This is a genomic window from Vibrio sp. 2096, assembly GCF_033339595.1.
GTDB lineage: Bacteria > Pseudomonadota > Gammaproteobacteria > Enterobacterales > Vibrionaceae > Vibrio > Vibrio alginolyticus.
The window spans coordinates 98,421-119,815 of record NZ_JAWOUX010000004.1; the positions used below are offsets into that span (position 1 = coordinate 98,421).

Genomic DNA, 21,395 nt, shown 5'->3' on the forward strand with positions numbered 1-21,395 from the left:
ATGTTCAAACTCATTACTCCCAAAACCGATAATCAGATAAACAAGTATTATCAGTTTCGCTGGCAACTGCTTCGTGAGCCATGGCGTATGCCGATCGGCTCTGAACGCGATGAATACGACGAAATGAGCCATCACCGCATGATTGTTGATGGTCGAGGTCGTCCTATGGCGATTGGCCGTTTATACATTACGCCGGACAATGATGGCCAGATCCGCTATATGGCGGTTAAAAATAATCGCCGTAGCAAAGGGATGGGTTCGCTGGTTTTGGTTGCACTAGAGTCGTTAGCACGCCAGGAAGGAGCGAAACGCTTGGTGTGTAATGCCCGTGAAGATGCCATCGCCTTTTATGAAAAAAATGGCTTTGAGCGTCGAGGTGAGCTGACCGATGAGCGTGGCCCTGTGCGCCATCAGCAAATGGTGAAGCAACTGGATCCGATGGCCAATGTGTTACGTCGCCCTGAATGGTGTACTGAGCTTCAACAGCGCTGGGAGCAACAAATCCCAATTAGCGACAAAATGGGGATCAAGATTAACCAGTACACGGGTTACCAGTTTGAATGCTGTGCGCAGCTTAATCCTAACCTTAATCCGCATAACACCATGTTCGCTGGGTCAGCTTTTACCTTAGCAACCCTGACAGGGTGGGGGATGACGTGGCTGCTGCTTAAAGAGCGTGGGCTGCACGGTGATATTGTGTTGGCCGACAGCTCGATTCGCTATCGTCAACCAGTCGAACAAAACCCCGTGGCGAGTACTTCGTTGGATGGGATCAGTGGTGACCTAGACCGATTGGAGTCGGGACGCAAAGCACGCATCGTTATTCACGTAGTGATTTATAGTGGTGACACGCCAGCTGTTGATTTTGTCGGTACCTATATGCTGATACCGAACTACTCGCAGTTACTCAGTTGCTGATGGGGTAAGCGCCGACTGATCTGCTGGGCGCTTATCTGTTTCACCTTCTTGCTCTGTCGGTGAGAGGGTTTGTTCTGCTGCGGAATTCGTGTCGGGTACTTCATCTTCTTCGATAACTTCTTCGTAAAGCTCTTCCTCTTGAGTCTCCAAATTGATGTTATCAATTACGATTGGCTGCTCGATGGAAGGTTCATTTTTCTGTGGAGTCTCAATATCAGTAGGCTCGGCCAGTTTTGATGCGTTCACGCACTCATTACAGTGGGTTTCGCCACTTAGTAGATCGCCTTCAATGTTTCCGCACGACTCTTCCAATTGATAAGTAATGCCACTTAGCGGGTTGTTGGCCATATCAAATGTTCCCCAAACCTTACCACTTATGGCTTTTCCTGAGATGGTGACCGGCGTTATGGCAACTTCCCCTCGTTGCGCGCTTAAACGCAGTGGACTTAAGGTAATGGCTTTGAGCGAATGATCCGCTTGGGACTTCAAGCGGGTATCTCGGAGATTGGCTTCCACTTCACCCGATAAGCTGTAGGCCAGCATGTTGCGATCACCTGATAACCCTTGTAGATCGAGGCTGAGATCGGAAAAACCATCAATAGCCAGTGTGTCGGGTAAAAAATAATCGTGGAAGAGCGATAAGGGAATACCATCAGCATTGACGTTGAGCGCCCAAGGTTGGCTCGGGGTACTCAAATCTATTTGTCCGATGCCTTCTACGTAGCCTTGCTCGAGTGGCGCAAAAAGGCGAGTCAATTGCCAAAAGCCATCTTTGCTTTGCATGGCAAGTGCTGCGTGAGACGTGAGTATTTGGTCATAGCTGGCGTTGACAACGCTGACTTCCAATTCGCCTTGCCAAAGGCCCCAACGTTGAGCAGACTGTTTAATATCAAGCTGTTGCCCTTCGATATTTAAACCGGAAAGTTGCCAATAAGGTTCGTGAGATAGCTGGATAATTTGGCTGCGCTCAATGTCGAGTCGTTCGATTGCAACATGCTCTAACTCGCTGGTGGCGGCGTGCCACCAATTTAGGTTGTCTTCTGGCTGTGTTGCCCACTTGAGGCCTTGAATAGAGGCTTCTTTGAGCTTCCATTGTGTTGGCGTGAACAATCCAGAAACTTGCACTCGACCTTGCTGCCAATCTAAGCTGAGCTCGTTGAGCTGGATTACTCCTGGCTCGATAGCGGCACTCAAACGTGGCTCTATTGCGGTTTGCTGCTGGAATCGAACGCTATCCGCCTGCAATGACACTTGAGCTTTTGTCTTCCAGAGAGACAGTGGCAGCGTGGCGTTTTCCACAGAAAGATCCAAGTTCTGCCAGTGCCAGTCGCCCCATTCAATATCGGCGTTAAGCAAATCTAAGCTATTAATATGATTAATGCTAAATGGTAGATCGTGCCAAGGTTTTGCAAGCAGTGATTGGCGCTGCGTATTACTCAGTTTCAGCTTGTTGATGGTCACATTTACTAAAGACCAGCCTTGAGGATACTGCTCCCCTTGCCCAGATATTTGACTGTTACGCCAGTTAAAAGAGGTGCCATAAAGCGTACTGTCTTGCGGTTTGTAGTCTATATCGACTAAGACTTGATTAAAGGCTTCGCCATTCCAATAGAGTTGGTCAGCTGCAAGTTGAACTTCGCCATATGGTATTAAATGACCATTCCATTGTGGTGATTGAATTTGAAGGTCAATGCCATTGGCAGAGAACTGCTCGTCGGCGTAATCAATATTTTTGAGCGCGATTTGATGGAATAAAACGTTGTCTAAAGGTGGGAGCTTTGGTGCGCCATACTGCAAGCTCATACCATCAATCAATAAACTATCAACGATCCATTTACCATCGCGATAAACATCGGGATTCATCCATAAATCGACTTGCTCGATGTAAGACGCATCGTCTCCGCTGGTGTTCACGCGTTGTAAAGTTAGGTGATAGGGAAAGCCATAACGCACGCTTCCGGCCCGGAAGGGAAGAGAAAAGGTGTTTGACAGCAAGCGCCAGGTTGCGTCCGCGTAAGATGTTGTTAGCAGCGCAATCGTAGCGGCTGGAATGGCAACTAAGATAACCAGTAACAGAAGTAGAACTCGACGCGCTGTTTTCATCTTTGCTAGAACCTACGTGTGTTATGAAATAAAACTAGATAGGCTTTAGCTTGTATCAATATTCTGTGGTATTCAATAAAAAGCCCCTCAAAAGAGGGGCTTGAAGCAATTTTTGTAACTTGGCCTACGTAAAGGTGATAAGTTAATGCCAACTTTTCACTGCGTTTACGCGACGTCGCTGTTACTCGATTTAATCAATCTGAGGACCAGCCGCAACCAGGGATTTACCTTCAGCGTTGTCTGTGTACTTATCAAAGTTATTGATAAAGCGCGCTGCTAAATCTTTCGCTTTGCTTTCCCACTGAAGTGGGTCAACGTACGTGTCGCGAGGGTCTAGAATGCTAGGATCCACACCTGGTAGTGACGTTGGTACTTCAAGGTTGAAGATTGGAATGTGCTTAGTTGGTGCTTCTTCAATCGAACCATCAAGAATGGCATCAATAATTCCGCGTGTATCTTGAATAGAGATACGTTTGCCAGTGCCGTTCCAACCAGTATTCACTAGGTAAGCCTCAGCGCCTGCTGCTTCCATGCGTTTAACCAGTACTTCTGCGTATTTAGTTGGGTGAAGCGTTAGGAACGCCGCGCCGAAACAAGCAGAGAAAGTTGGTGTTGGCTCAGTAATACCGCGCTCTGTTCCCGCTAGTTTGGCGGTAAAGCCAGACAGGAAGTGGTACTTAGTTTGCTCGGGTGTCAATTTAGATACTGGAGGCAGTACGCCAAATGCATCGGCTGATAGGAAGATCACTTTATTCGCGTGACCGCCTTTTGATACTGGCTTAACGATATTATCGATATGGTAGATAGGGTAAGAAACACGTGTGTTTTCTGTTTTCGAACCATCATCAAAGTCGATAGAACCATCGCCACGTACTGTTACGTTTTCTAGCAGTGCATCACGACGAATTGCATTGTAGATGTCCGGCTCTGCTTCTTTCGAAAGTTTGATGGTTTTTGCGTAACAACCACCTTCGAAGTTGAAGACACCGTCATCATCCCAGCCGTGCTCATCATCACCAATTAGCGCGCGTTTAGGATCAGTCGACAGGGTCGTTTTACCCGTACCAGATAGACCGAAGAATACCGCTACATCGCCATCTTTGCCCATGTTAGCGCTACAGTGCATTGATGCGATGTCTTTTAGTGGAAGGAAGTAGTTCATCATGGCGAACATACCTTTCTTCATTTCACCGCCGTACCAAGTACCACCGATAAGTTGCATGCGCTCGGTTAGGTTAAATACGGTGAAGTTTTCTGAGTTCAGGCCTTGCTCTTCCCATTTTGGATTAGTGCATTTTGCGCCATTCATTACTACGAAGTCTGGTTCAAATATCGCTAACTCTTCTTCCGTCGGGCGAATAAACATGTTTTTAACGAAGTGCGCTTGCCATGCGACTTCTGTGATAACACGAATGCTCAAACGTGTATCTGGGTTTGCACCACAGTAACCGTCAACAACAAACAAGCGTTTGTTAGAAAGCTGGTTTGTGACCAGTTCTTTTAGCTCGTCCCACACTTCAGGAGTGATTGGTTTGTTATCATTTTTCACTTGATCAGACGTCCACCACATATGTTCTTCTGTCGTAGCGTCTTTGACGATATATTTATCTTTTGGTGAGCGACCAGTAAAGATGCCAGTGTCAACGGCAACCGCACCTAGTTCAGTAACCACGCCGCGCTCATAACCGGTTAGGTCTTCACGCGTTTCTTCCTCAAACAACATTTCGTAGCTTGGGTTGCGAATAACCTCTTTTACGTTATGCAGTCCGTGCTTGGTTAGATCAAGTGTTGCAGCCTTAGTATGTTCCATAACGGTCATAGGTGCTCCTTATAAGGATTTTGTAGGGATTTTGTAAGAATGTTTTAATTTTAATCTGCTCACCATGCTAGCAACGGGGCGGGGAGAAAACAGGGAGATAGCTCAAAATTTACCCATGATTTCAATAAGGTTTTAGGTAACCCGTCACATATTGGTGGGAATAGTCTATCGTGCACGCAATCCTTTGCGCTAGGGCAAAATCATTATTAATTGTTTAAAATTAAGCAGTTGTTTTATTACGCTTGAGGCTAGTTATTACGAGGGGTTGATCACAAAAAGGCCAGCATTAAGCTGGCCTTTTGTAGGGTAAATTACGTGCTTGATAAGCTATGTAAATTAATGCAGGGTTTTCTTGTCTGTAGAAGCTTGTGCATACAGTTCAGTGACTTCAGATTCGTCGAACGTATAAGTTGTGCCACAGTAATCACAATGTAAAGAAACTGATCCAACTTCTGCCAAAATGTCATAAATTTCAGCTTTCTCAACGGTGATGATTGCTGCACCGCTACGCTCACGAGAACAGCCACAATGGAACTCGACAGGTTGCGGCTCGTACAGACGTACTTTGTCTTGGTTATATAGTCGATACAATAACTCGTTCGCTTCTAAACCAAACAATTCTTCATCTTTTACTGTGTCAGTGAGCTGCTCTAGATGTTCGAAATCATCTGGAGAGCCAGTGCCGTCAGGGATCACTTGAATCAACATACCTGCTGCGTGTGCTTTGCCTTCATGCTCACCAGTGCGGATCCATAGGCGCGTTTTTAACTGCTCTGAGTTTGCAAAGTAGCCTTCTAGCACTTCTGCTAAAGTGTCACCTTCTAATCCAACGACGCCTTGGTAACGCTCGCCGTTTTTCGGTTCGATGGTGATCACAAGGTAGCCCTTACCCATTAGATCGTGAATGTTTGCGTCATCGGCAATATCGCCTTCCCAGCGAGCTACGCCACGAACACGTTGGTTATGGTCACCGTTGATAACGGCAAGAGACACAGGACCGTCGCCTTGTAGCTGGATGGTGATCGAACCTTCGAACTTAAGAGTGGCAGTTAAAAGAGTAGTTGAAACGAGTAGCTCACCCAGCAGTTTCTCTATTGCTGCCGGATATTCCTTGCTGGAGATAACACGTTGGTACGCTTCATCCAATTGTACCAACTCGCCACGTACTGAAAGATCTTCGAATAGGTAGCGGTTTAAAACATTATTTGCCATGGAGTGCTTTCCTCGTTGGTAATTCCGGCTTTTATTGGTGTTTGAACTTAATGATGTCTCTGCGCTGCTTTTTATCTGGGCGGCGTTCCGGACTTGGGTTGTGGGCATTAAGCTTACGTTGAGTCGCGTGTTCCTCACGTTTCGCGATACTCTCATTGGTTTCGCGATATAAGGTTTGTGCGATGGGAGCGCCTCGGCGTTGATCTGAGATTTGTTCGATTATCACGATTTTTTCTTCGTTGCCTTGACGAAGTCTGACTTCAGCGCCCACTTCAACGATTTTACTCGGCTTGCTTCGTTGGCCATTATAGTGGACTTTACCGCCATCGACCATGTTACGCGCGATGGAGCGGGTTTTGTAAAATCTTGCGGCCCATAGCCATTTATCTAGCCTAACGGCTTCATTTAGGGAACTCATAGAACACTACGCTATCTAATCACTGCCCGAATACGGCAATGAGTGATGGATTATTCACCTACAGATGGAGTCAAGGCGTATTTTTTTCAAGGGAGTTGGCAAAAACTGCATAAGAAAAAGGTATGAAAGACAACTTGTGATATAGTTCACTGCTCTTTGTTGAGTAATAATTTTATTGCAAATTTAGCAATTTAAAGTCGATAGCTATCGTTATAGCTTAAATGACGGACGTTAGAATAAAGGAATCCATTCAGTGAAACGTTTAGAGCTAAGTGCAGGATTATCAAGCAGACCGCTACTGGCTCAGATCAAGTCCAATCATTATACCATTCAAGCCAAACTTAGCTTGTTGCTTACCTGTCTGTTTATTGCGATAACCGGATGGATACTTGGCAAAATTGTGTGGTTAGCCATACCTCAATCGTCGGAAGTGCCGCAATGGCGTCCATCGGCGAGTAGCGTTGCTGCGAGCAATAAAGGCGACGCGATAGATTTTAATGCCCTTCAGAATGCCAACCTATTCGGTAAATACACTGAGCAAAAAGCGGCGGTTGTAGAACAGCCTATTGTTAAAGACGCCCCTAAGACGCGCCTTAACCTTACGCTGGTCGGTGCGGTTGCAAGTAGTGATGCCAACACCAGCCTTGCTGTTATTGCTAACCGAGGTAAGCAAGCTACGTACGGTTTGGGTGAAGAAATCGAAGGGACACGTGCGACACTAAAAGCGGTATTGGTGGATCGCGTCATCATTGATAACCAAGGTCGAGACGAGACCTTAATGATGGAAGGTATAGAATATAAGAAGCTATCTGAATCGCCGCAGGTAGCTAGGGCGCAAGCTCAGCGAGCAGAAGCAGCGACGTCTGACGTTGGAGAGAAATTAGAGCAAATCCGCGAGGAAATTGCGAAAGATCCACAAAGCGTTTTTAAATACATCACCATTTCACCCGTCAAAAAAGACGGAGACATTGTTGGTTATCGAGTATCACCTGGTCGTGATGCCGCATTATTTAATGATGTAGGGCTACAACCTGGCGATATTGCGGTTCAACTGAACGGGATCGATTTAAGTGACCCGTCTTCTTCAGTACAACTGATGCAAGTGATGAGCGATCCGCAAGAATTAAATTTAACTGTTGAGCGAGACGGCCAACAGTACGATATCTATATCCAATTGTAAGACTTAGGCAACCGGCGTAAGTTCAGGGAGACATACGTGAAACATTGGTTCAGCAAAAGTGCTTGGCTACTAGCAGGAAGTTTACTCTGCGTACCAGGTGCAATGGCAAACGAATTTAGTGCGAGCTTTAAAGGCACTGATATTCAAGAATTCATCAACATAGTGGGTCGTAACCTCGAAAAGACCATCATTGTTGATCCTTCAGTACGCGGTAAAATCGATGTCCGCAGCTATGACGTTCTTAACGAAGAGCAATACTACAGCTTTTTCCTTAATGTCCTTGAAGTATACGGTTACGCAGTCGTAGAAATGGACAATGGGGTACTTAAGGTTATCAAAGCAAAAGACTCAAAAACCTCAGCAATCCCTGTGTTAGGTGATGGCAGCGCGCAAGGCGATAGTGTTATCACTCGAGTTGTCGCGGTGCGTAATGTGTCGGTTCGAGAGTTGTCTCCTCTACTTCGTCAGCTGATTGATAACGCCGGTGCCGGTAACGTGGTTCATTATGATCCAGCGAATATTATCTTGATCACTGGTCGTGCGGCAGTAGTGAATCGCTTAGCAGAGATCATCAAGCGTGTTGACCAAGCCGGTGATAAAGAAATTGAATTGGTGGAGCTGCGTAATGCATCTGCTGCTGAAATGGTACGCATTGTCGAAGCACTGAATAAAAGTGCGAATCAGAAAAGCACGCCAGAGTTCCTTGAACCTAAAATTGTGGCCGATGAACGTACTAACGCGATTTTAATTTCTGGTGATCCAAAAGTAAGAGCCCGCTTGAAACGTTTAATTCGTCAACTTGATGTTGAAATGGCGACAAAAGGTAACAACCGAGTCGTGTACCTGAAAAATGCGAAAGCTGAAGACTTGGTGGATGTATTGAAAGGTGTTTCCGATAACCTGCAAGCTGAAAAGCAAGCCGGTCAGAAAACATCAGGTGCATCGCGTGGTGAGGTCGTCATTGCTGCTCACGCTGCAACTAACTCGTTAGTTTTAACAGCGCCACCAGATATTATGATGGCATTACAAGACGTCATTTCTCAACTCGATATTCGTCGTGCTCAGGTTCTTATTGAAGCGTTAATTGTCGAAATGTCTGAAGGTGATGGTATTAACCTAGGTGTTCAGTGGGGTTCATTAGAAACGGGTGCTGTAATTCAGTACGGTAACTCAGGAGCCCCGATTGGTCAGGTGATGGTTGGTCTAGAAGAAGCAAAAGATCAAACCCGAACTGAATACTATACCAACTCTAATGGCGAACGAACGCCATATGATGTTACTGAATCAGGTGACTACTCTACGCTAGCGTCAGCACTTAGCGGAGTAAATGGTGCGGCAATGAGTATTGTCATGGGTGACTGGACAGCGCTAATTAGTGCTGTTGCTTCTGACTCCAACTCAAACATTCTATCTTCGCCGAGTATTACCGTAATGGATAATGGCGAAGCATCATTTATTGTGGGTGAAGAGGTTCCGGTTATTACGGGCTCTACGGCTGGCTCAAACAACGACAATCCATTCCAAACGGTTGACCGTAAAGAAGTCGGTATCAAACTCAAAGTAGTGCCACAAATTAACGAAGGTGACTCTGTACAGTTAAACATTGAACAAGAAGTTTCCAACGTATTAGGCGCAAACGGTGCGGTTGACGTTCGCTTTGCTAAACGACAGTTAAACACCTCTGTCATGATCCAAGATGGTCAGATGTTGGTTCTTGGTGGTTTGGTCGATGAACGCGCACTTGAAAGTGAGTCCAAAGTGCCGCTATTGGGTGACATTCCGGTACTTGGCCATCTGTTCAAGTCAACTAGCACGCAAACAGAAAAACGTAACTTGATGGTGTTCATCAAGCCGACGATTATTCGCGATGGTGTGACGGCCGACGGTATTACGCAGCGTAAATACAACTTTATTCGCGCAGAACAGCTTTACAAAGCGGATCAAGGGTTGAAGTTGATGGCTGACGAGAAGATCCCGGTTATGCCTGCCTTTGGCCAGGAGCGTCAGCACCCAACAGAGATTCAAGCGTTTATTGATCAAATGGAAAACAACTAATGGTTGATATGTTAGACACAGCGCCAAGTATGCGTCGTCTGCCATTCAGTTTTGCCAACCGCTTTAAACTGGTGCTGGAGACAGAGCATCCTGAGCGTCCACCTATTCTTTACTATGTCGAGCCGCTTAACCCTGCGGCTCTGGTTGAAGTCCGTCGTGTATTAAAGAAAAGCTTCGTACCACAACCTATCGATAAAGAAGCCTTTGATAAAAAGCTGACCGAAGCATATCAACGTGACTCGTCTGAAGCGCGTCAGTTGATGGAAGATATTGGTGCTGATAGCGATGATTTCTTCTCTTTGGCTGAAGAACTGCCGCACGATGAAGACTTATTAGAATCGGAAGACGATGCGCCAATCATCAAATTGATCAACGCCATGTTGGGCGAAGCGATCAAAGAAGGTGCTTCGGATATTCATATTGAGACGTTCGAGAAAACCCTTTCGATTCGTTTCCGTGTCGATGGCGTATTGCGTGAAGTCCTGACTCCAAGCCGTAAGCTAGCGCCTTTGCTAGTTTCTCGTGTGAAGGTTATGGCTAAACTAGATATCGCAGAAAAGCGTGTGCCTCAAGATGGCCGTATTTCGTTGCGTATCGGTGGTCGTGCGGTGGACGTGCGTGTATCTACGATGCCGTCCTCACATGGTGAGCGCGTGGTAATGCGTTTGTTGGATAAAAACGCGACTCGTCTTGATTTACATAGTTTGGGCATGACACCTTCAGTGCATGACAACTTCCGTCACTTGATTGGCCGCCCTCACGGTATCATCTTGGTGACGGGCCCGACAGGTTCTGGTAAATCCACCACCTTGTATGCTGGCTTGCAAGAGATCAATAGCAACGAGCGCAACATTCTAACGGTTGAAGACCCGATCGAATTTGATATTGATGGCATCGGTCAAACTCAGGTGAACCCAAAGGTCGACATGACTTTTGCGCGTGGTTTGCGTGCCATTCTGCGTCAGGACCCGGATGTGGTGATGGTCGGTGAGATCCGTGACTTAGAAACCGCACAAATTGCAGTGCAAGCGTCCTTAACGGGTCACTTGGTAATGTCTACTCTCCACACCAACACCGCAGTGGGTGCGATTACGCGTCTACGTGATATGGGTATTGAGCCATTCCTTATTTCTTCTTCGTTATTAGGGGTGCTAGCGCAGCGCTTAGTTCGAACGCTTTGTCCAAGCTGTAAAGAGCCGTATGAAGCCGATGCTGAACAGAAGAAACTGTTTGGTATGGAAGCGCATGAACCACTAGAGCTACACCGTGCTAAAGGCTGCGAAGCGTGTAACCAAAAAGGTTACCGAGGTCGAACAGGTATCCACGAGCTCATTATGGTCGATGAGCAAGTGCAAGAATTGATTCACCGAGAGTCTGGTGAGCAAGAAATTGAGAGAGCCGTTCGCGCCCATACGCCAAGTATTCGCAGTGATGGTCTAAGCAAAGTACGTCGTGGTATTACGTCACTTGAAGAAGTGATGCGAGTGACGAAGGAAACCTAATGGCGGCATTTGAGTACAAAGCGCTAGATGCAAAAGGCAAGCATAAAAAAGGCACGATAGAAGGGGACAACGCCCGACAAGTGCGCCAGCGACTCAAAGAGCAAGGGATGATCCCGATTGAAGTGGTTGAGACGAAAGCTAAATCGGCTAAGTCTTCAGGCTCAGTCAGCTTTAAGCGCGGCATCTCAACATCTGAGCTGGCACTCATCACACGTCAATTGTCCACGTTAGTCCAATCAGGCATGCCTCTGGAAGAATGTTTGCGCGCGGTCTCTGAGCAGGCTGAAAAGCCGAGAATTCGTTCTATGCTGGCTGCGGTTCGCTCGAAAGTAACCGAGGGTTATCCGCTCGCCGACAGTTTTGCTGATTACCCACACGTGTTTGATGAACTGTACCGCTCTATGGTTGCGGCGGGCGAAAAATCAGGTCACCTCGATACCGTATTAGAGCGTTTGGCAGACTATGTCGAAAACCGCCAAAAGATGCGATCTAAATTGCTTCAAGCCATGATTTATCCTGTAGTTTTGGTGGTATTCGCGGTTGTCATCGTTTCGTTCTTATTGGCGACAGTGGTTCCTAAAATCATTGAACCCATCATTCAGATGGGCCAAGAGTTACCTCAATCGACGCAATTTTTACTGGCAGCCAGTGAGTTTGTGCAAGATTGGGGGCTGATTATTTTCGTTGTGCTGGTGGCGCTTTTCTATGGCCTCAAACTGGCGTTGCAAAAGCCAGACTTTCGCTTAGCTTGGGACAGAAAAATCTTGAGCTTACCGCTAATAGGTAAGATCTCTCGAGGTTTGAATACCGCACGATTCGCACGAACACTTTCGATCTGTACTTCCAGTGCTATTCCAATTCTCGAGGGTATGCGCGTTGCGGTAGATGTTATGTCTAACCGTTATGTGAAGCAGCAAGTCTTGCTTGCAGCGGATAACGTCCGAGAGGGCGCTAGTTTGCGTAAGGCGTTGGACCAAACTCGCTTGTTTCCACCAATGATGCTACACATGATCGCCAGTGGTGAGCAAAGTGGTGAATTAGAGAGCATGTTGACGCGGGCAGCCGATAACCAAGATCAAAACTTTGAATCAACAGTCAATATTGCTCTGGGTGTGTTTACTCCTGCGCTGATTGCATTAATGGCTGGATTAGTGTTGTTCATTGTGATGGCGACCTTGATGCCAATGCTAGAAATGAATAACTTGATGAGCGGATAATTTCGAATTAAGACGTGTCTACTAACGGCATGGCTTTAATCTAACTTTCGGAGAAAAAAATGAAGTTTAAGCGTAGTAAACAACAGGGTTTTACACTTTTAGAAGTGATGGTTGTTGTCGTTATCCTGGGTATTTTGGCAAGTTTTGTTGTTCCAAACCTATTGGGTAACAAAGAGAAGGCAGACCAACAAAAAGCGATTACGGACATTGTCGCGTTGGAAAATGCCTTAGATATGTACAAGTTGGACAATAGCGTTTACCCAACAACGGACCAAGGTCTAGAAGCATTGGTTAGCAAGCCATCTAACCCAGAGCCACGCAACTACCGTGATGGTGGTTACATCAAACGTCTTCCTAATGACCCTTGGGGCAACCAGTACCAATACTTAAGCCCAGGTGATAACGGTACAATCGATATCTTCACTCTAGGCGCAGATGGCCAAGAGGGTGGAGAAGGTCCAGCTGCAGATATTGGCAACTGGAACATGCAAGACTTCCAATAATTGAGCCTAAGCCAGCACTAATGAAACAAATGCGAAAACATAACGGTTTTACATTGATAGAAATTCTATTGGTGCTGGTTTTGCTATCTCTTACGGCTGTGGCCGTGATCTCGACGTTACCGACTAGCCAAAAAGATCTTTCCAAACAGTATGCTCAAAGCTTTTTTCAGCGTTTACAGCTGCTCAATGAAGAAGCGGTGCTGAGCGGTAAAGATTTTGGCGTTCGAGTGGATGATGCCAAATCGACCTACGCTCTACTGAGTTTAACCTCAGAAGGTTGGCAGCCTCTGAAATTAAAGCAGATTCCGAGCAAAACCAAGCTAGAAGAAGATATTACGCTACAACTCGAGCTCGGAGGTGGTGCTTGGGATAATGATGAGCGCTTATTCAAACCAGGTTCTCTTTTTGATGAAGACATGTTCGCAGAAGAAGAGGACGAAAAGAAAATTGAGCCACCGCAAGTGTTTATATTTTCCAGCGCCGAAGTCACGCCATTTACCCTGTCTTTTTTTCCGCAAAATGGTGATGCCTTTAATGACGGTTGGCGAGTCATTGGCAAAGAAAGTGGACAAATTTTGTTATTAGCTCCGGGCGAAGAAGTGAAAGAGGATGAGAATGCGCAATTTTAAGCAAGCTCGCCCAAATTTGAGTCATCGCCGGACGAGAGGCATGACCTTACTGGAAGTATTGGTCGCACTGGCAATTTTCGCCACCGCTGCCATCAGTGTCATTCGCTCCGTGAGCCAGCATATTAATACAATCAGTTATTTAGAAGAAAAAATGTTTGCAGCCATGGTTGTGGATAATCAGATGGCAAATGTGATGTTGAATACCGGAGAACTCAAAGCGAAAAACGGCACAGAAGAGCTGGCAGGACGCACTTGGTTCTGGAAAGTCACGCCAGTCGCCACGACGCAGCCATTGCTGAAAGCATTTGATGTGAGCGTCTCGGTAGAGAAAAGCGCGAGCCCTGTAGTAACGGTACGAAGCTATGTGGCGCAATAATCATCCCCGCGCAAACACGCGCCAAAGGGTAAAAGGTTTTACACTTATTGAAGTGTTGGTATCGATTGCCATCTTTGCCAGTTTAAGTGTCGCTGCGTACCAAGTGGTATCGCAAGTACAGCGTAGCAATGCGCTATCACAAGAACGAACCCAACGCTTAAACGAAATTCAGCGTGCCATGGTGATGATGGATAACGATTTTCGTCAAATGGCGATGCGTCAAACACGTACTAATGGTGAAGAGCCTGCTAGCCGGCTAATTTTTTGGTCCGATTACCTGTTGGACTCCGATACTAAAGGGCTGATGTTTGCCCGTTTAGGTTGGCACAACCCTCAGCAGCAGTTCCCTCGTGGAGAAGTAACCAAGGTTGGCTATCGCTTAAAAGAAGAAACACTGCAGCGAGTATGGTGGCGCTATCCTGATACGCCGGTTGGGCAACAAGGTACTGTTACTCCATTGCTAACGCAGGTCGAGTCATTTGATATGCGTTTCTATGATGGTAAGCAATGGAAAAAAGAGTGGGCTGAAGAAAAAGCGCTGCCGAAAGCGGTTTCTGTTGTTCTCACTCTCAAAGACTATGGAGAAATTGCCCGCACTTATCTCACTCCTGATGGCACATTGAGTCAGAAAGAGGAAAGTTCAGGAGACAGCAATAATGGTTAACCGTCAGCGCGGTGTTGCTTTGATTATAGTGTTGATGTTGCTGGCGATTATGGCGACGGTTGCCGCCAGCATGTCGGAACGTTTGTTCTTGCAGTTTCAGCGAGGCGCTAATCAAATCAATTACCAGCAAGCGTACTGGTACAGCCTTGGCGTCGAGGCGCTAGCAAAAGTGGGTATCGAACAAAGTTATAAAGACACCGACACGATTAATATGAGTCAACCGTGGGCGATAAAAGAGCAAGTCTATCCGTTAGATTATGGTCAAGCGGCGGGACGAATTAGAGACAAGCAAGCGTGCTTTAATCTAAATGTATTGAGTCGTGTGCAACCAACGGGTCAGCAAATTACAAGACCATATTTAGTGAATGTATTGCAGCGCCTGTTAGAAGAGTTGGATGTCGAGCCATATCAAGCAGAAATCATTGCAGACTCTACTTGGGAATACATTGATGCTGATGACTCTGTCCGTTCGACTACTGGGGTTGAAGACAGCACATATGAAGCGATGAAACCTTCCTATTTGGCATCAAATGGTTGGATGGCAGATGCTTCCGAGTTACGGGCTGTCTATCAGGTGAGTGGTGAAATTTTCCAAAAATTGGAGCCGTTGGTCTGTGCATTGCCAAGTGATGACTGGCGTTTAAACGTGAATACGATTGATGTTGAGCAAACTCCGATTTTGGTGGCAATGTTCTCACCAAACTTAAGCAGTAGTGATGCGATTCAGCTAATTGAAAAACGCCCATTTGATGGGTGGGATAGCATTGATGAATTTTTAGCAGAGTCAGAAATGGCTGGCTTAAGTGAAGATGTAAAGAAAAACGCCAAAGGCTATTTGGGTGTGGATAGCGCCTTTTTTGAATTGGATGCACAAGTGTTGGTGGATGAATCACGTGTACGTATCCGAAGCCTTTTGCAAAGTACAAATAGAGAAACGGTGACCGTAGTTCGCCGTCGTTTTGGAGGGATCAGTGAGCGAGTTTCTGACCGTTCGGCTGAGTAGCGAACAACAAAGTACCATTCCTTGGGTGGTGTGGTCGACAGATCAACAGGAAGTGATTGCTAGCGGTGAAATCGCCGGGTGGGAACACTTAGATGAATTGGTCTCATATGCTGGTCAGCGCCAAGTTGTGGCGCTGTTGGCGAGTAATGATGTGGTCCTGACGCAAGTGGATATACCACCTGGTGCAACACGCCAATTCGAGGCGATGTTACCGTACTTAGTGGAAGACGAAGTTGCTCAGGACGTTGATGGCCTGCACTTTAGCGTGTTGGGTAAACAAGCGGATAAAGCGCAGATTTGCGCAGTTGAACGTGCTTGGATTCAGACTGTACTGCAACGTTTCTCAAGCCAAGGTATCGCCATTAAACGCATTTTACCCGATGTGCTTGCGTTACCGGTTCGTGGAGATCACAGCAGTGCTGCAATGATTGGCGAGCAATGGCTAATTCGTCACTCTGCGACAGAGGGCGCGGTTGTCGACGCTTCTTGGTTAGACCTTTACCTCTCTTCTTATCTACAAAATCATGAAGGTTGGAAGCTCGATTGCTATAGCTCGGTCCCGGAATCTGCGTTACCTGAAATATGGGAGCCGCAACCAGAAGAAATGACGATGGCTTTACTGGCGAAGGGGGTGACAGAAAGCAAAGTCAATTTGCTGACTGGGATCTTCAAGCCGAAATCTTCTTGGGGTAAATACTGGAAGCTCTGGCAAAAAGCCACCATTGCTGCGGGGGTGCTTATCGTTGTCATGGTTGCGCAGCAGTTGCTCGTGGTCCACAAGTACGAAGCACAAGCTCAAGCGTATCGTGAGGAGAGTGAGCGTATTTTCCGCCAAGTGTTCCCAAATAAAAGACGCATTCCTACCGTTAGTTACCTCAAACGACAAATGGATGATGAAGAGCGCCGCTTATCTGGTGGAGGTGGTCAGCAGGCAATGTTGTCATGGTTGGCGGCATTACCCGCGACGCTTGGTCAGGTCAGCGACTTGGAGATCACTAGCTTTAAATACGACGGACAACGTGGCGAAGTACGTATTCAGGCTCGTAGTTCAGACTTCCAACCTTTTGAGCAGGCTCGTGTGAAATTGGCAGAGAAGTTTAATGTTGAGCAAGGTCAGTTGAACCGTAGCGATAACGTTGTGGTTGGCAGCTTTGTTTTGAAGCGTTTGTGAGGTGATGATGAAAAATTTAATTTCTCAAGCTCAGGTTTGGTGGAGCAGCATCTCGCAGCGTGAGCAGCGTTTGGTCATGGGATGTGGCGCTATTGCCGTTATCGGTATTATTTATTGGGGTTTATTACAACCAATGAGTCAAAGTGCGGAGCTAGCTCAGTCACGTATTCAAAGTGAAAAGCAGTTGCTAGCTTGGGTACAAGATAAAGCGGATGGCATCACTGCACTGCGAAAAAGCAGCGGTGTGAGCTACTCTAGTCAACCGTTGAATCAGTTAGTTTCTTCTTCAGCTCGTCGTTATAAAGTTGAGTTGATTCGAGTACAACCTCGTAATGAGAGCGTTCAAGTGTGGATCAAACCACTCGCGTTTAATCAACTAGTGGATTGGTTACGTTACTTGAAAGAGCAACAGGGTATTGAAGTCGAATTTTTAGATATCGACCGAACAGAGCAAGCGGGCATGATCGATGTAAACCGCCTTCAGTTTAAGCGAGGTTAAGGTGAAGCGAGCAGTACTTTACGTTGTTATCTTTATCGTCTTTTTTTCAGTCAGTCTTTTAATGGGATTACCAGTCTCTTGGGTGTTACAACAAGCACCAACAGTGAGAGGCCTGGACATTCAAGGAGCCAACGGTTCGGTATGGCAAGGTCAAGCTGCTAGTATTCGTTGGCAGCGCCAGAACCTTGGAGAAGTTAATTGGGATTTCCAATGGTCGAGTCTACTGACAGGTAAAGCTGAGTTTGCTGTGCGCTTTGGTCGTGGTAGTGAAATGGACGTTCGTGGGCGCGGTTTTGTCGGCTATAGCTTAAGTGATGGCCCTTATGCCAAAAACTTAGTTGCCTCGATTCCGGCGGTAAAAGTTGTTGAGCAAGCGCGCCTCCCTGTGCCTGTTGGTGTTGATGGGCAGCTTGAGCTGAATATTCGTCAGGCGACTTATGCTGCGCCTTGGTGTAAGAACGGTGAAGGCACTTTAGTATGGAATGCCAGTGGTATTCAAAGCCCCGTTGGCAGCTTAGATCTCGGTCCTGTGATTGCCGATATAAACTGTCAGGATAGTGTATTGACGGCAACTGGTGAGCAGAGCAGCAAACAAGTCTCTGCGGCGTTCTCAGCAGAGCTGATGCCTAATCAACGGTACTCAACCAAAGCGTGGTTCAAACCTGGTGCAGAGTTCCCATCCAGCATGGGGGAGCAACTGAAATGGTTGGGTAAGCCGAATGCTCAAGGTCAATATGAGTTTAATTACCAAGGGCGCTTCTAACCTATCGTGACAAAATCCAATATCTTAAAAGAGCTGCTATTGTGCAGCTCTTTTTGCTTTTGGATCATCGTAAGCTAAAACCTCTATTCGCTGTACATTCGATCTTGATTGGGAATGAGTGAAAGTTTAAAGCCATGATTTTTAATTGATTTGTTTCTTTTGTTCAGCTTTGCAAGTAATTGGAACATAGTAGGCTAAATACTCCAAGTGCTGTACAGAAGGTCAAAAAGAAAAGGCCACGAAGATATTCGTGGCCTTTCTATTGCTAGAATTTTGTGCTCTAAATTTTACCGATAGGGCGCTTAATCTTTGCGTTGTAAAATCTCATTCCAAGGTAAATCCGCATCACCAAGAACAATAAAATTCGGGTTTTCTAGTGTTTCCCGCTCGTTATATGACAGCGGTTCTAATTGCGTGCTGAGAATACGTCCGCCAGCTTCTTCAACAATGCATTGTGTCGCAGCGGTGTCCCACTCACCTGTTGGACCTAGTCGGAGATAGCAATCTACTGCCCCTTCCGCGACGAGGCATGCTTTCAATGCCGCAGAACCGAGCGGTATTAAGTCGTAATTCCAGGCGCTGCTCATACGGTTAGTAATACGATTGATGTCTTGGCGACGACTAATAGCAATTGCGATGCTTTGCTCTGGCTGTTCGTGTTTGTGTGTATGGATTTTGACGCTGTCCGACATGTCGGGAATTTTCCAGGCGCCTTTGCCATTATAAGCGTAGTAAGTCACGCCAGATACAGGACCGTAAACGACGCCCATGGTTGGTCGATTGTTGTCGACCAACGCAATAATAGTGGCAAAGTCACCACTGCGAGCGATGAATTCTTGAGTACCATCAAGAGGGTCGACTAACCAATAACGTTCCCACTGAGCGCGTTGCTCTAAGCTTATGTCTGCGTCTTCTTCTGACAACACGGGAATGTCAGGCGTCAGATCACTCAAGCGTTCAGTGATGAACTTGTGAGCTGCAATATCCGCACTTGTTACGGGAGTTTCGTCACTTTTGGTGTAGGCCTCGTATTGCTTCTTTTCATATATTTCGAGGATCATTTGCCCAGCACTGCGGGCAATCTCGATGACTTGAGGAAGTAGGTGAGATAGATCTTTTGTCATTGGCATAAGTGATAGTCCTTACTCACAGTGTTATTCGGTTCTAATGACCGTTATTGGTTATGCTTGTGAGTGGTGTTTGGTAAGTGTTTCAGTGCCAACATTAGCGCTGTGATGCTTCGTGCTTCACAGAAATCCATGTGAGTTAATAACTCTTCGGCTTGCGCAAGTGGCCAACGCACAATTTCCAGTGGTTCAGGCTCATCGCCTTCTTGCTTCTCTGGATAAAGCGCCTGTCCTAAAAATAGAGTCATTTTGCTCGAAAAGTAAGATGGCGCGAGGATAACTTGTTTCAACGGGGTTAACTGATTACAGCCAAAGCCGATTTCTTCTTTTAACTCACGATCCGCAGCTTGGTGTGGTGTTTCTCCTGGGTCAATCAGCCCTTTTGGGAAACCTAGCTCGTAACGTTCAGTTCCAGCGGCGTATTCACGCACCAGTAATAAATCGCCTTGTTCTGTTACAGGGACTACCATTACAGCATCTCGTCCACTTGGCTTCATACGCTCATAAGTACGATGCTCACCATTGGAAAAACGAAGGTCGAGCGCTTCCACAGCAAACAGTTTGGATTTTGCAACCGTCTGGCATGAGAGTATCTCTGGTGGGGTTCGTTTCGGCATGACGCTGGCTCCTTGGTGTCGTTGGCGTTTACGAGATGCGTAAGATTCTTAATATATGAGAACTCCGCCTGAGTTTCTAGCGGATTTTACGAGTCGAGCTAAGCATCTCAGCATCACCTCAGTATCGATACAAAAATGGGAGACCGAAGCCTCCCATTTTCTGACAGTGTTTACTCTTAGTAGTAAGAGTGATCACCACGGTCATGTTCTGTAGCATCACGAACTGCGGTTAGTTCACCAATGAACTGGTTTAGCAGCTCTTTCTCGATGCCTTCTTTTAGTGTTACGTCAACCATAGAACAGCCATTACAACCGCCACCAAATGCAACAATCGCAACACCGTCTTCAGTGATCTCAACCAAGTTTACGTGACCACCGTGGCCAGCAAGCTGTGGGTTCACTTGAGTTTGGATAACGTACTCAACGCGCTCAACCAGTGGTGCGTCGTCCGCAACTTTACGCATTTTAGCGTTAGGTGCTTTTAGCGTTAGCTGAGAGCCCATTTTATCGGTAACAAAATCGATTTCAGCGTCTTCAAGGAATGGCAGGCTCAGCTCATCTACGTAAGCTGAAAAACCGCTGTAAGAGAGTTCAGTGTCGGTCGATTCTACTGCTTCTGGTGGGCAGTAAGACACGCCACACTCAGCGTTTTGTGTACCTGGGTTCACAACGAAAATACGAATGTTAGTGCCTTCAGGTTGTTGGCCTAAAAGGTTAGCGAAATGCGTTTGCGCAGTTTCTGTAATAGTAATATTTGACACGACGAATACCCGAGTAAATTTGTAGGTTACTGCTGCTATTCTACTCTTGTTGACGTATGGGTCTAGTCTTTTTGATGCTAAGGCATGGCGAAGCGATCTAGAGAGAACGAGGAGCAGGTGTTCTGCAGATGCAGTAAATATCGATGCTTTCTACGCCAACTTCAAGTAGTAAATGACATAATTGTCGGACGGTACTGCCTGTGGTGACTACATCATCGACGATGGCAACATGGGAAGAGTGAGGTTGCTTATTGAGAATAAACGCGCCTTTTAAGTTTTGTTCACGGCTTGTTTTGGTATTACCACGCTGTGATTGGGCGAGCTTTACTCGACGAAAGACCTTCGCATCAAAATTAGTCTGCAATTGCTTGGCGAGGTGTCGGGCTAAAACATCACTTTGATTAAAACCCCGGCGCAGGTAACGCTGCCAGTGCAATGGCACACTGGTAATGATTGGAGCTGGCGTGGTGATGCGCTGTGCCAGTTGCTCGGTTAATGCTTTTACATGCCAAGACTCTCCGTGATCTTTAAAGCGCTGTACTTCCCGTGAAAGGGGAAAGTCGTAATCGCCTAACGTGTATAGCCTTTGCCATGGCGGTGGCTCTGAAAGACATTCACCACAAATACTATCCGTACTCATTTCTTCTTTCTGTAATGATAAACCGCAGCGTTGACATCGTTTTACCGGAGTTAGGTATTTTAAACAGTGCTCGCACCAGCGCAGAGTATTTGTGTGGCTTGGTGTTTGAATAGGGAACTGACACAGGCCGCATTGACTGCTCAATACACGATGCATGATGTTTTGCCAGTGATGAGATAACATAGCGTTTATTCATGGTGATATTTTACTCAGCCTAA

Annotated in this window: 21 protein-coding genes; 13 read left to right on the plus strand and 8 right to left on the minus strand. The window is 46.4% G+C overall.

The window, feature by feature from the left end:
• Positions 1-918 carry a bifunctional GNAT family N-acetyltransferase/hotdog fold thioesterase gene (locus R7Q41_RS09200; protein WP_005379283.1) on the plus strand — a complete coding sequence of 306 codons (918 nt, stop codon included), beginning with the start codon at positions 1-3 and terminating at the stop codon, positions 916-918.
• On the opposite strand, the gene R7Q41_RS09205 is transcribed toward R7Q41_RS09200, so the two are convergent.
• From R7Q41_RS09205 to hslR, 4 genes are all read right to left on the minus strand, one after another.
• Positions 904-3,021, minus strand: coding sequence for an AsmA family protein (locus tag R7Q41_RS09205; RefSeq protein ID WP_318144478.1), 2,118 nt, complete (start codon positions 3,019-3,021; stop codon positions 904-906). The genes R7Q41_RS09200 and R7Q41_RS09205 overlap by 15 nt on opposite strands.
• A 190-nt stretch (positions 3,022-3,211) precedes the next feature.
• The gene (gene pckA, locus R7Q41_RS09210) at positions 3,212-4,840 is read right to left on the minus strand and encodes a phosphoenolpyruvate carboxykinase (ATP) (protein WP_053307278.1); all 1,629 of its coding nucleotides are present in this window, start codon (positions 4,838-4,840) and stop codon (positions 3,212-3,214) included.
• Positions 4,841-5,176: 336 nt separating this feature from the next.
• Positions 5,177-6,052 (minus strand): Hsp33 family molecular chaperone HslO, encoded by an 876-nt coding sequence (gene hslO / locus R7Q41_RS09215; protein ID WP_031780788.1) that lies wholly within the window; start codon positions 6,050-6,052, stop codon positions 5,177-5,179.
• Between the two features lie 31 nt (positions 6,053-6,083).
• Positions 6,084-6,470 (minus strand): ribosome-associated heat shock protein Hsp15, encoded by a 387-nt coding sequence (gene hslR / locus R7Q41_RS09220; RefSeq protein WP_005379292.1) that lies wholly within the window; start codon positions 6,468-6,470, stop codon positions 6,084-6,086.
• Positions 6,471-6,723: 253 nt separating this feature from the next.
• Between hslR and gspC the strand changes: the two genes are divergently transcribed.
• From gspC to R7Q41_RS09280, 12 genes are read left to right on the plus strand one after another with little or no spacing between them, the layout of a single operon-like run.
• Positions 6,724-7,650, plus strand: a complete 927-nt coding sequence (gspC, locus tag R7Q41_RS09225) for a type II secretion system protein GspC (RefSeq protein ID WP_005379294.1) — start codon at positions 6,724-6,726, stop codon at positions 7,648-7,650.
• 36 nt (positions 7,651-7,686) lie between these two features.
• The gene (gene gspD, locus R7Q41_RS09230; RefSeq protein WP_005379295.1) at positions 7,687-9,705 is read left to right on the plus strand and encodes a type II secretion system secretin GspD; all 2,019 of its coding nucleotides are present in this window, start codon (positions 7,687-7,689) and stop codon (positions 9,703-9,705) included.
• A complete protein-coding gene (gspE, locus tag R7Q41_RS09235; RefSeq protein ID WP_005379296.1) occupies positions 9,705-11,207 on the plus strand; it encodes a type II secretion system ATPase GspE in 1,503 nt (500 codons plus the stop codon). The genes gspD and gspE overlap by 1 nt, the downstream gene beginning before the upstream one ends.
• Positions 11,207-12,424, plus strand: coding sequence for a type II secretion system inner membrane protein GspF (gspF, locus tag R7Q41_RS09240; protein ID WP_005382993.1), 1,218 nt, complete (start codon positions 11,207-11,209; stop codon positions 12,422-12,424). The genes gspE and gspF overlap by 1 nt, the downstream gene beginning before the upstream one ends.
• Positions 12,425-12,483: 59 nt before the next feature.
• On the plus strand, positions 12,484-12,927 hold the full coding sequence (gspG, locus tag R7Q41_RS09245) for a type II secretion system major pseudopilin GspG (protein ID WP_005379298.1): 444 nt from the start codon (positions 12,484-12,486) through the stop codon (positions 12,925-12,927).
• A gap of 29 nt (positions 12,928-12,956) precedes the next feature.
• A complete protein-coding gene (locus R7Q41_RS09250) occupies positions 12,957-13,556 on the plus strand; it encodes a prepilin-type N-terminal cleavage/methylation domain-containing protein (RefSeq protein ID WP_017635010.1) in 600 nt (199 codons plus the stop codon).
• Complete coding sequence (gene gspI, locus R7Q41_RS09255; protein ID WP_017635009.1) at positions 13,543-13,932, plus strand: type II secretion system minor pseudopilin GspI; 390 nt, start codon at positions 13,543-13,545, stop codon at positions 13,930-13,932. The genes R7Q41_RS09250 and gspI overlap by 14 nt, the downstream gene beginning before the upstream one ends.
• The gene (gspJ, locus tag R7Q41_RS09260) at positions 13,919-14,596 is read left to right on the plus strand and encodes a type II secretion system minor pseudopilin GspJ (RefSeq protein ID WP_053307279.1); all 678 of its coding nucleotides are present in this window, start codon (positions 13,919-13,921) and stop codon (positions 14,594-14,596) included. Before gspI ends, gspJ begins: the two co-directional genes overlap by 14 nt.
• Positions 14,589-15,599, plus strand: a complete 1,011-nt coding sequence (gene gspK, locus R7Q41_RS09265) for a type II secretion system minor pseudopilin GspK (RefSeq protein WP_005382999.1) — start codon at positions 14,589-14,591, stop codon at positions 15,597-15,599. The genes gspJ and gspK overlap by 8 nt, the downstream gene beginning before the upstream one ends.
• A complete protein-coding gene (gene gspL, locus R7Q41_RS09270; RefSeq protein WP_047103744.1) occupies positions 15,568-16,770 on the plus strand; it encodes a type II secretion system protein GspL in 1,203 nt (400 codons plus the stop codon). The genes gspK and gspL overlap by 32 nt, the downstream gene beginning before the upstream one ends.
• 7 nt (positions 16,771-16,777) lie before the next feature.
• Positions 16,778-17,269, plus strand: a complete 492-nt coding sequence (locus tag R7Q41_RS09275) for a type II secretion system protein M (protein WP_047103746.1) — start codon at positions 16,778-16,780, stop codon at positions 17,267-17,269.
• Between the two features lies 1 nt (position 17,270).
• A complete protein-coding gene (locus R7Q41_RS09280; protein WP_238970158.1) occupies positions 17,271-18,032 on the plus strand; it encodes a type II secretion system protein N in 762 nt (253 codons plus the stop codon).
• Positions 18,033-18,334: 302 nt separating this feature from the next.
• Here the strand turns inward: R7Q41_RS09280 and cysQ are convergent, their stop codons facing one another.
• The 4 genes from cysQ to R7Q41_RS09300 form a co-directional block, all read right to left on the minus strand.
• Complete coding sequence (gene cysQ, locus R7Q41_RS09285; protein WP_005379308.1) at positions 18,335-19,162, minus strand: 3'(2'),5'-bisphosphate nucleotidase CysQ; 828 nt, start codon at positions 19,160-19,162, stop codon at positions 18,335-18,337.
• Positions 19,163-19,206: 44 nt separating this feature from the next.
• Positions 19,207-19,776 (minus strand): ADP compounds hydrolase NudE, encoded by a 570-nt coding sequence (gene nudE, locus R7Q41_RS09290; protein WP_005379309.1) that lies wholly within the window; start codon positions 19,774-19,776, stop codon positions 19,207-19,209.
• A 176-nt stretch (positions 19,777-19,952) separates the two neighbouring features.
• On the minus strand, positions 19,953-20,537 hold the full coding sequence (gene nfuA / locus R7Q41_RS09295; RefSeq protein WP_005379313.1) for a Fe-S biogenesis protein NfuA: 585 nt from the start codon (positions 20,535-20,537) through the stop codon (positions 19,953-19,955).
• Between the two features lie 97 nt (positions 20,538-20,634).
• Entirely contained in the window at positions 20,635-21,360 is a 726-nt protein-coding gene (locus R7Q41_RS09300; RefSeq protein ID WP_213972343.1) for a ComF family protein, read from the minus strand.
• Positions 21,361-21,395: the final 35 nt, after the last annotated feature.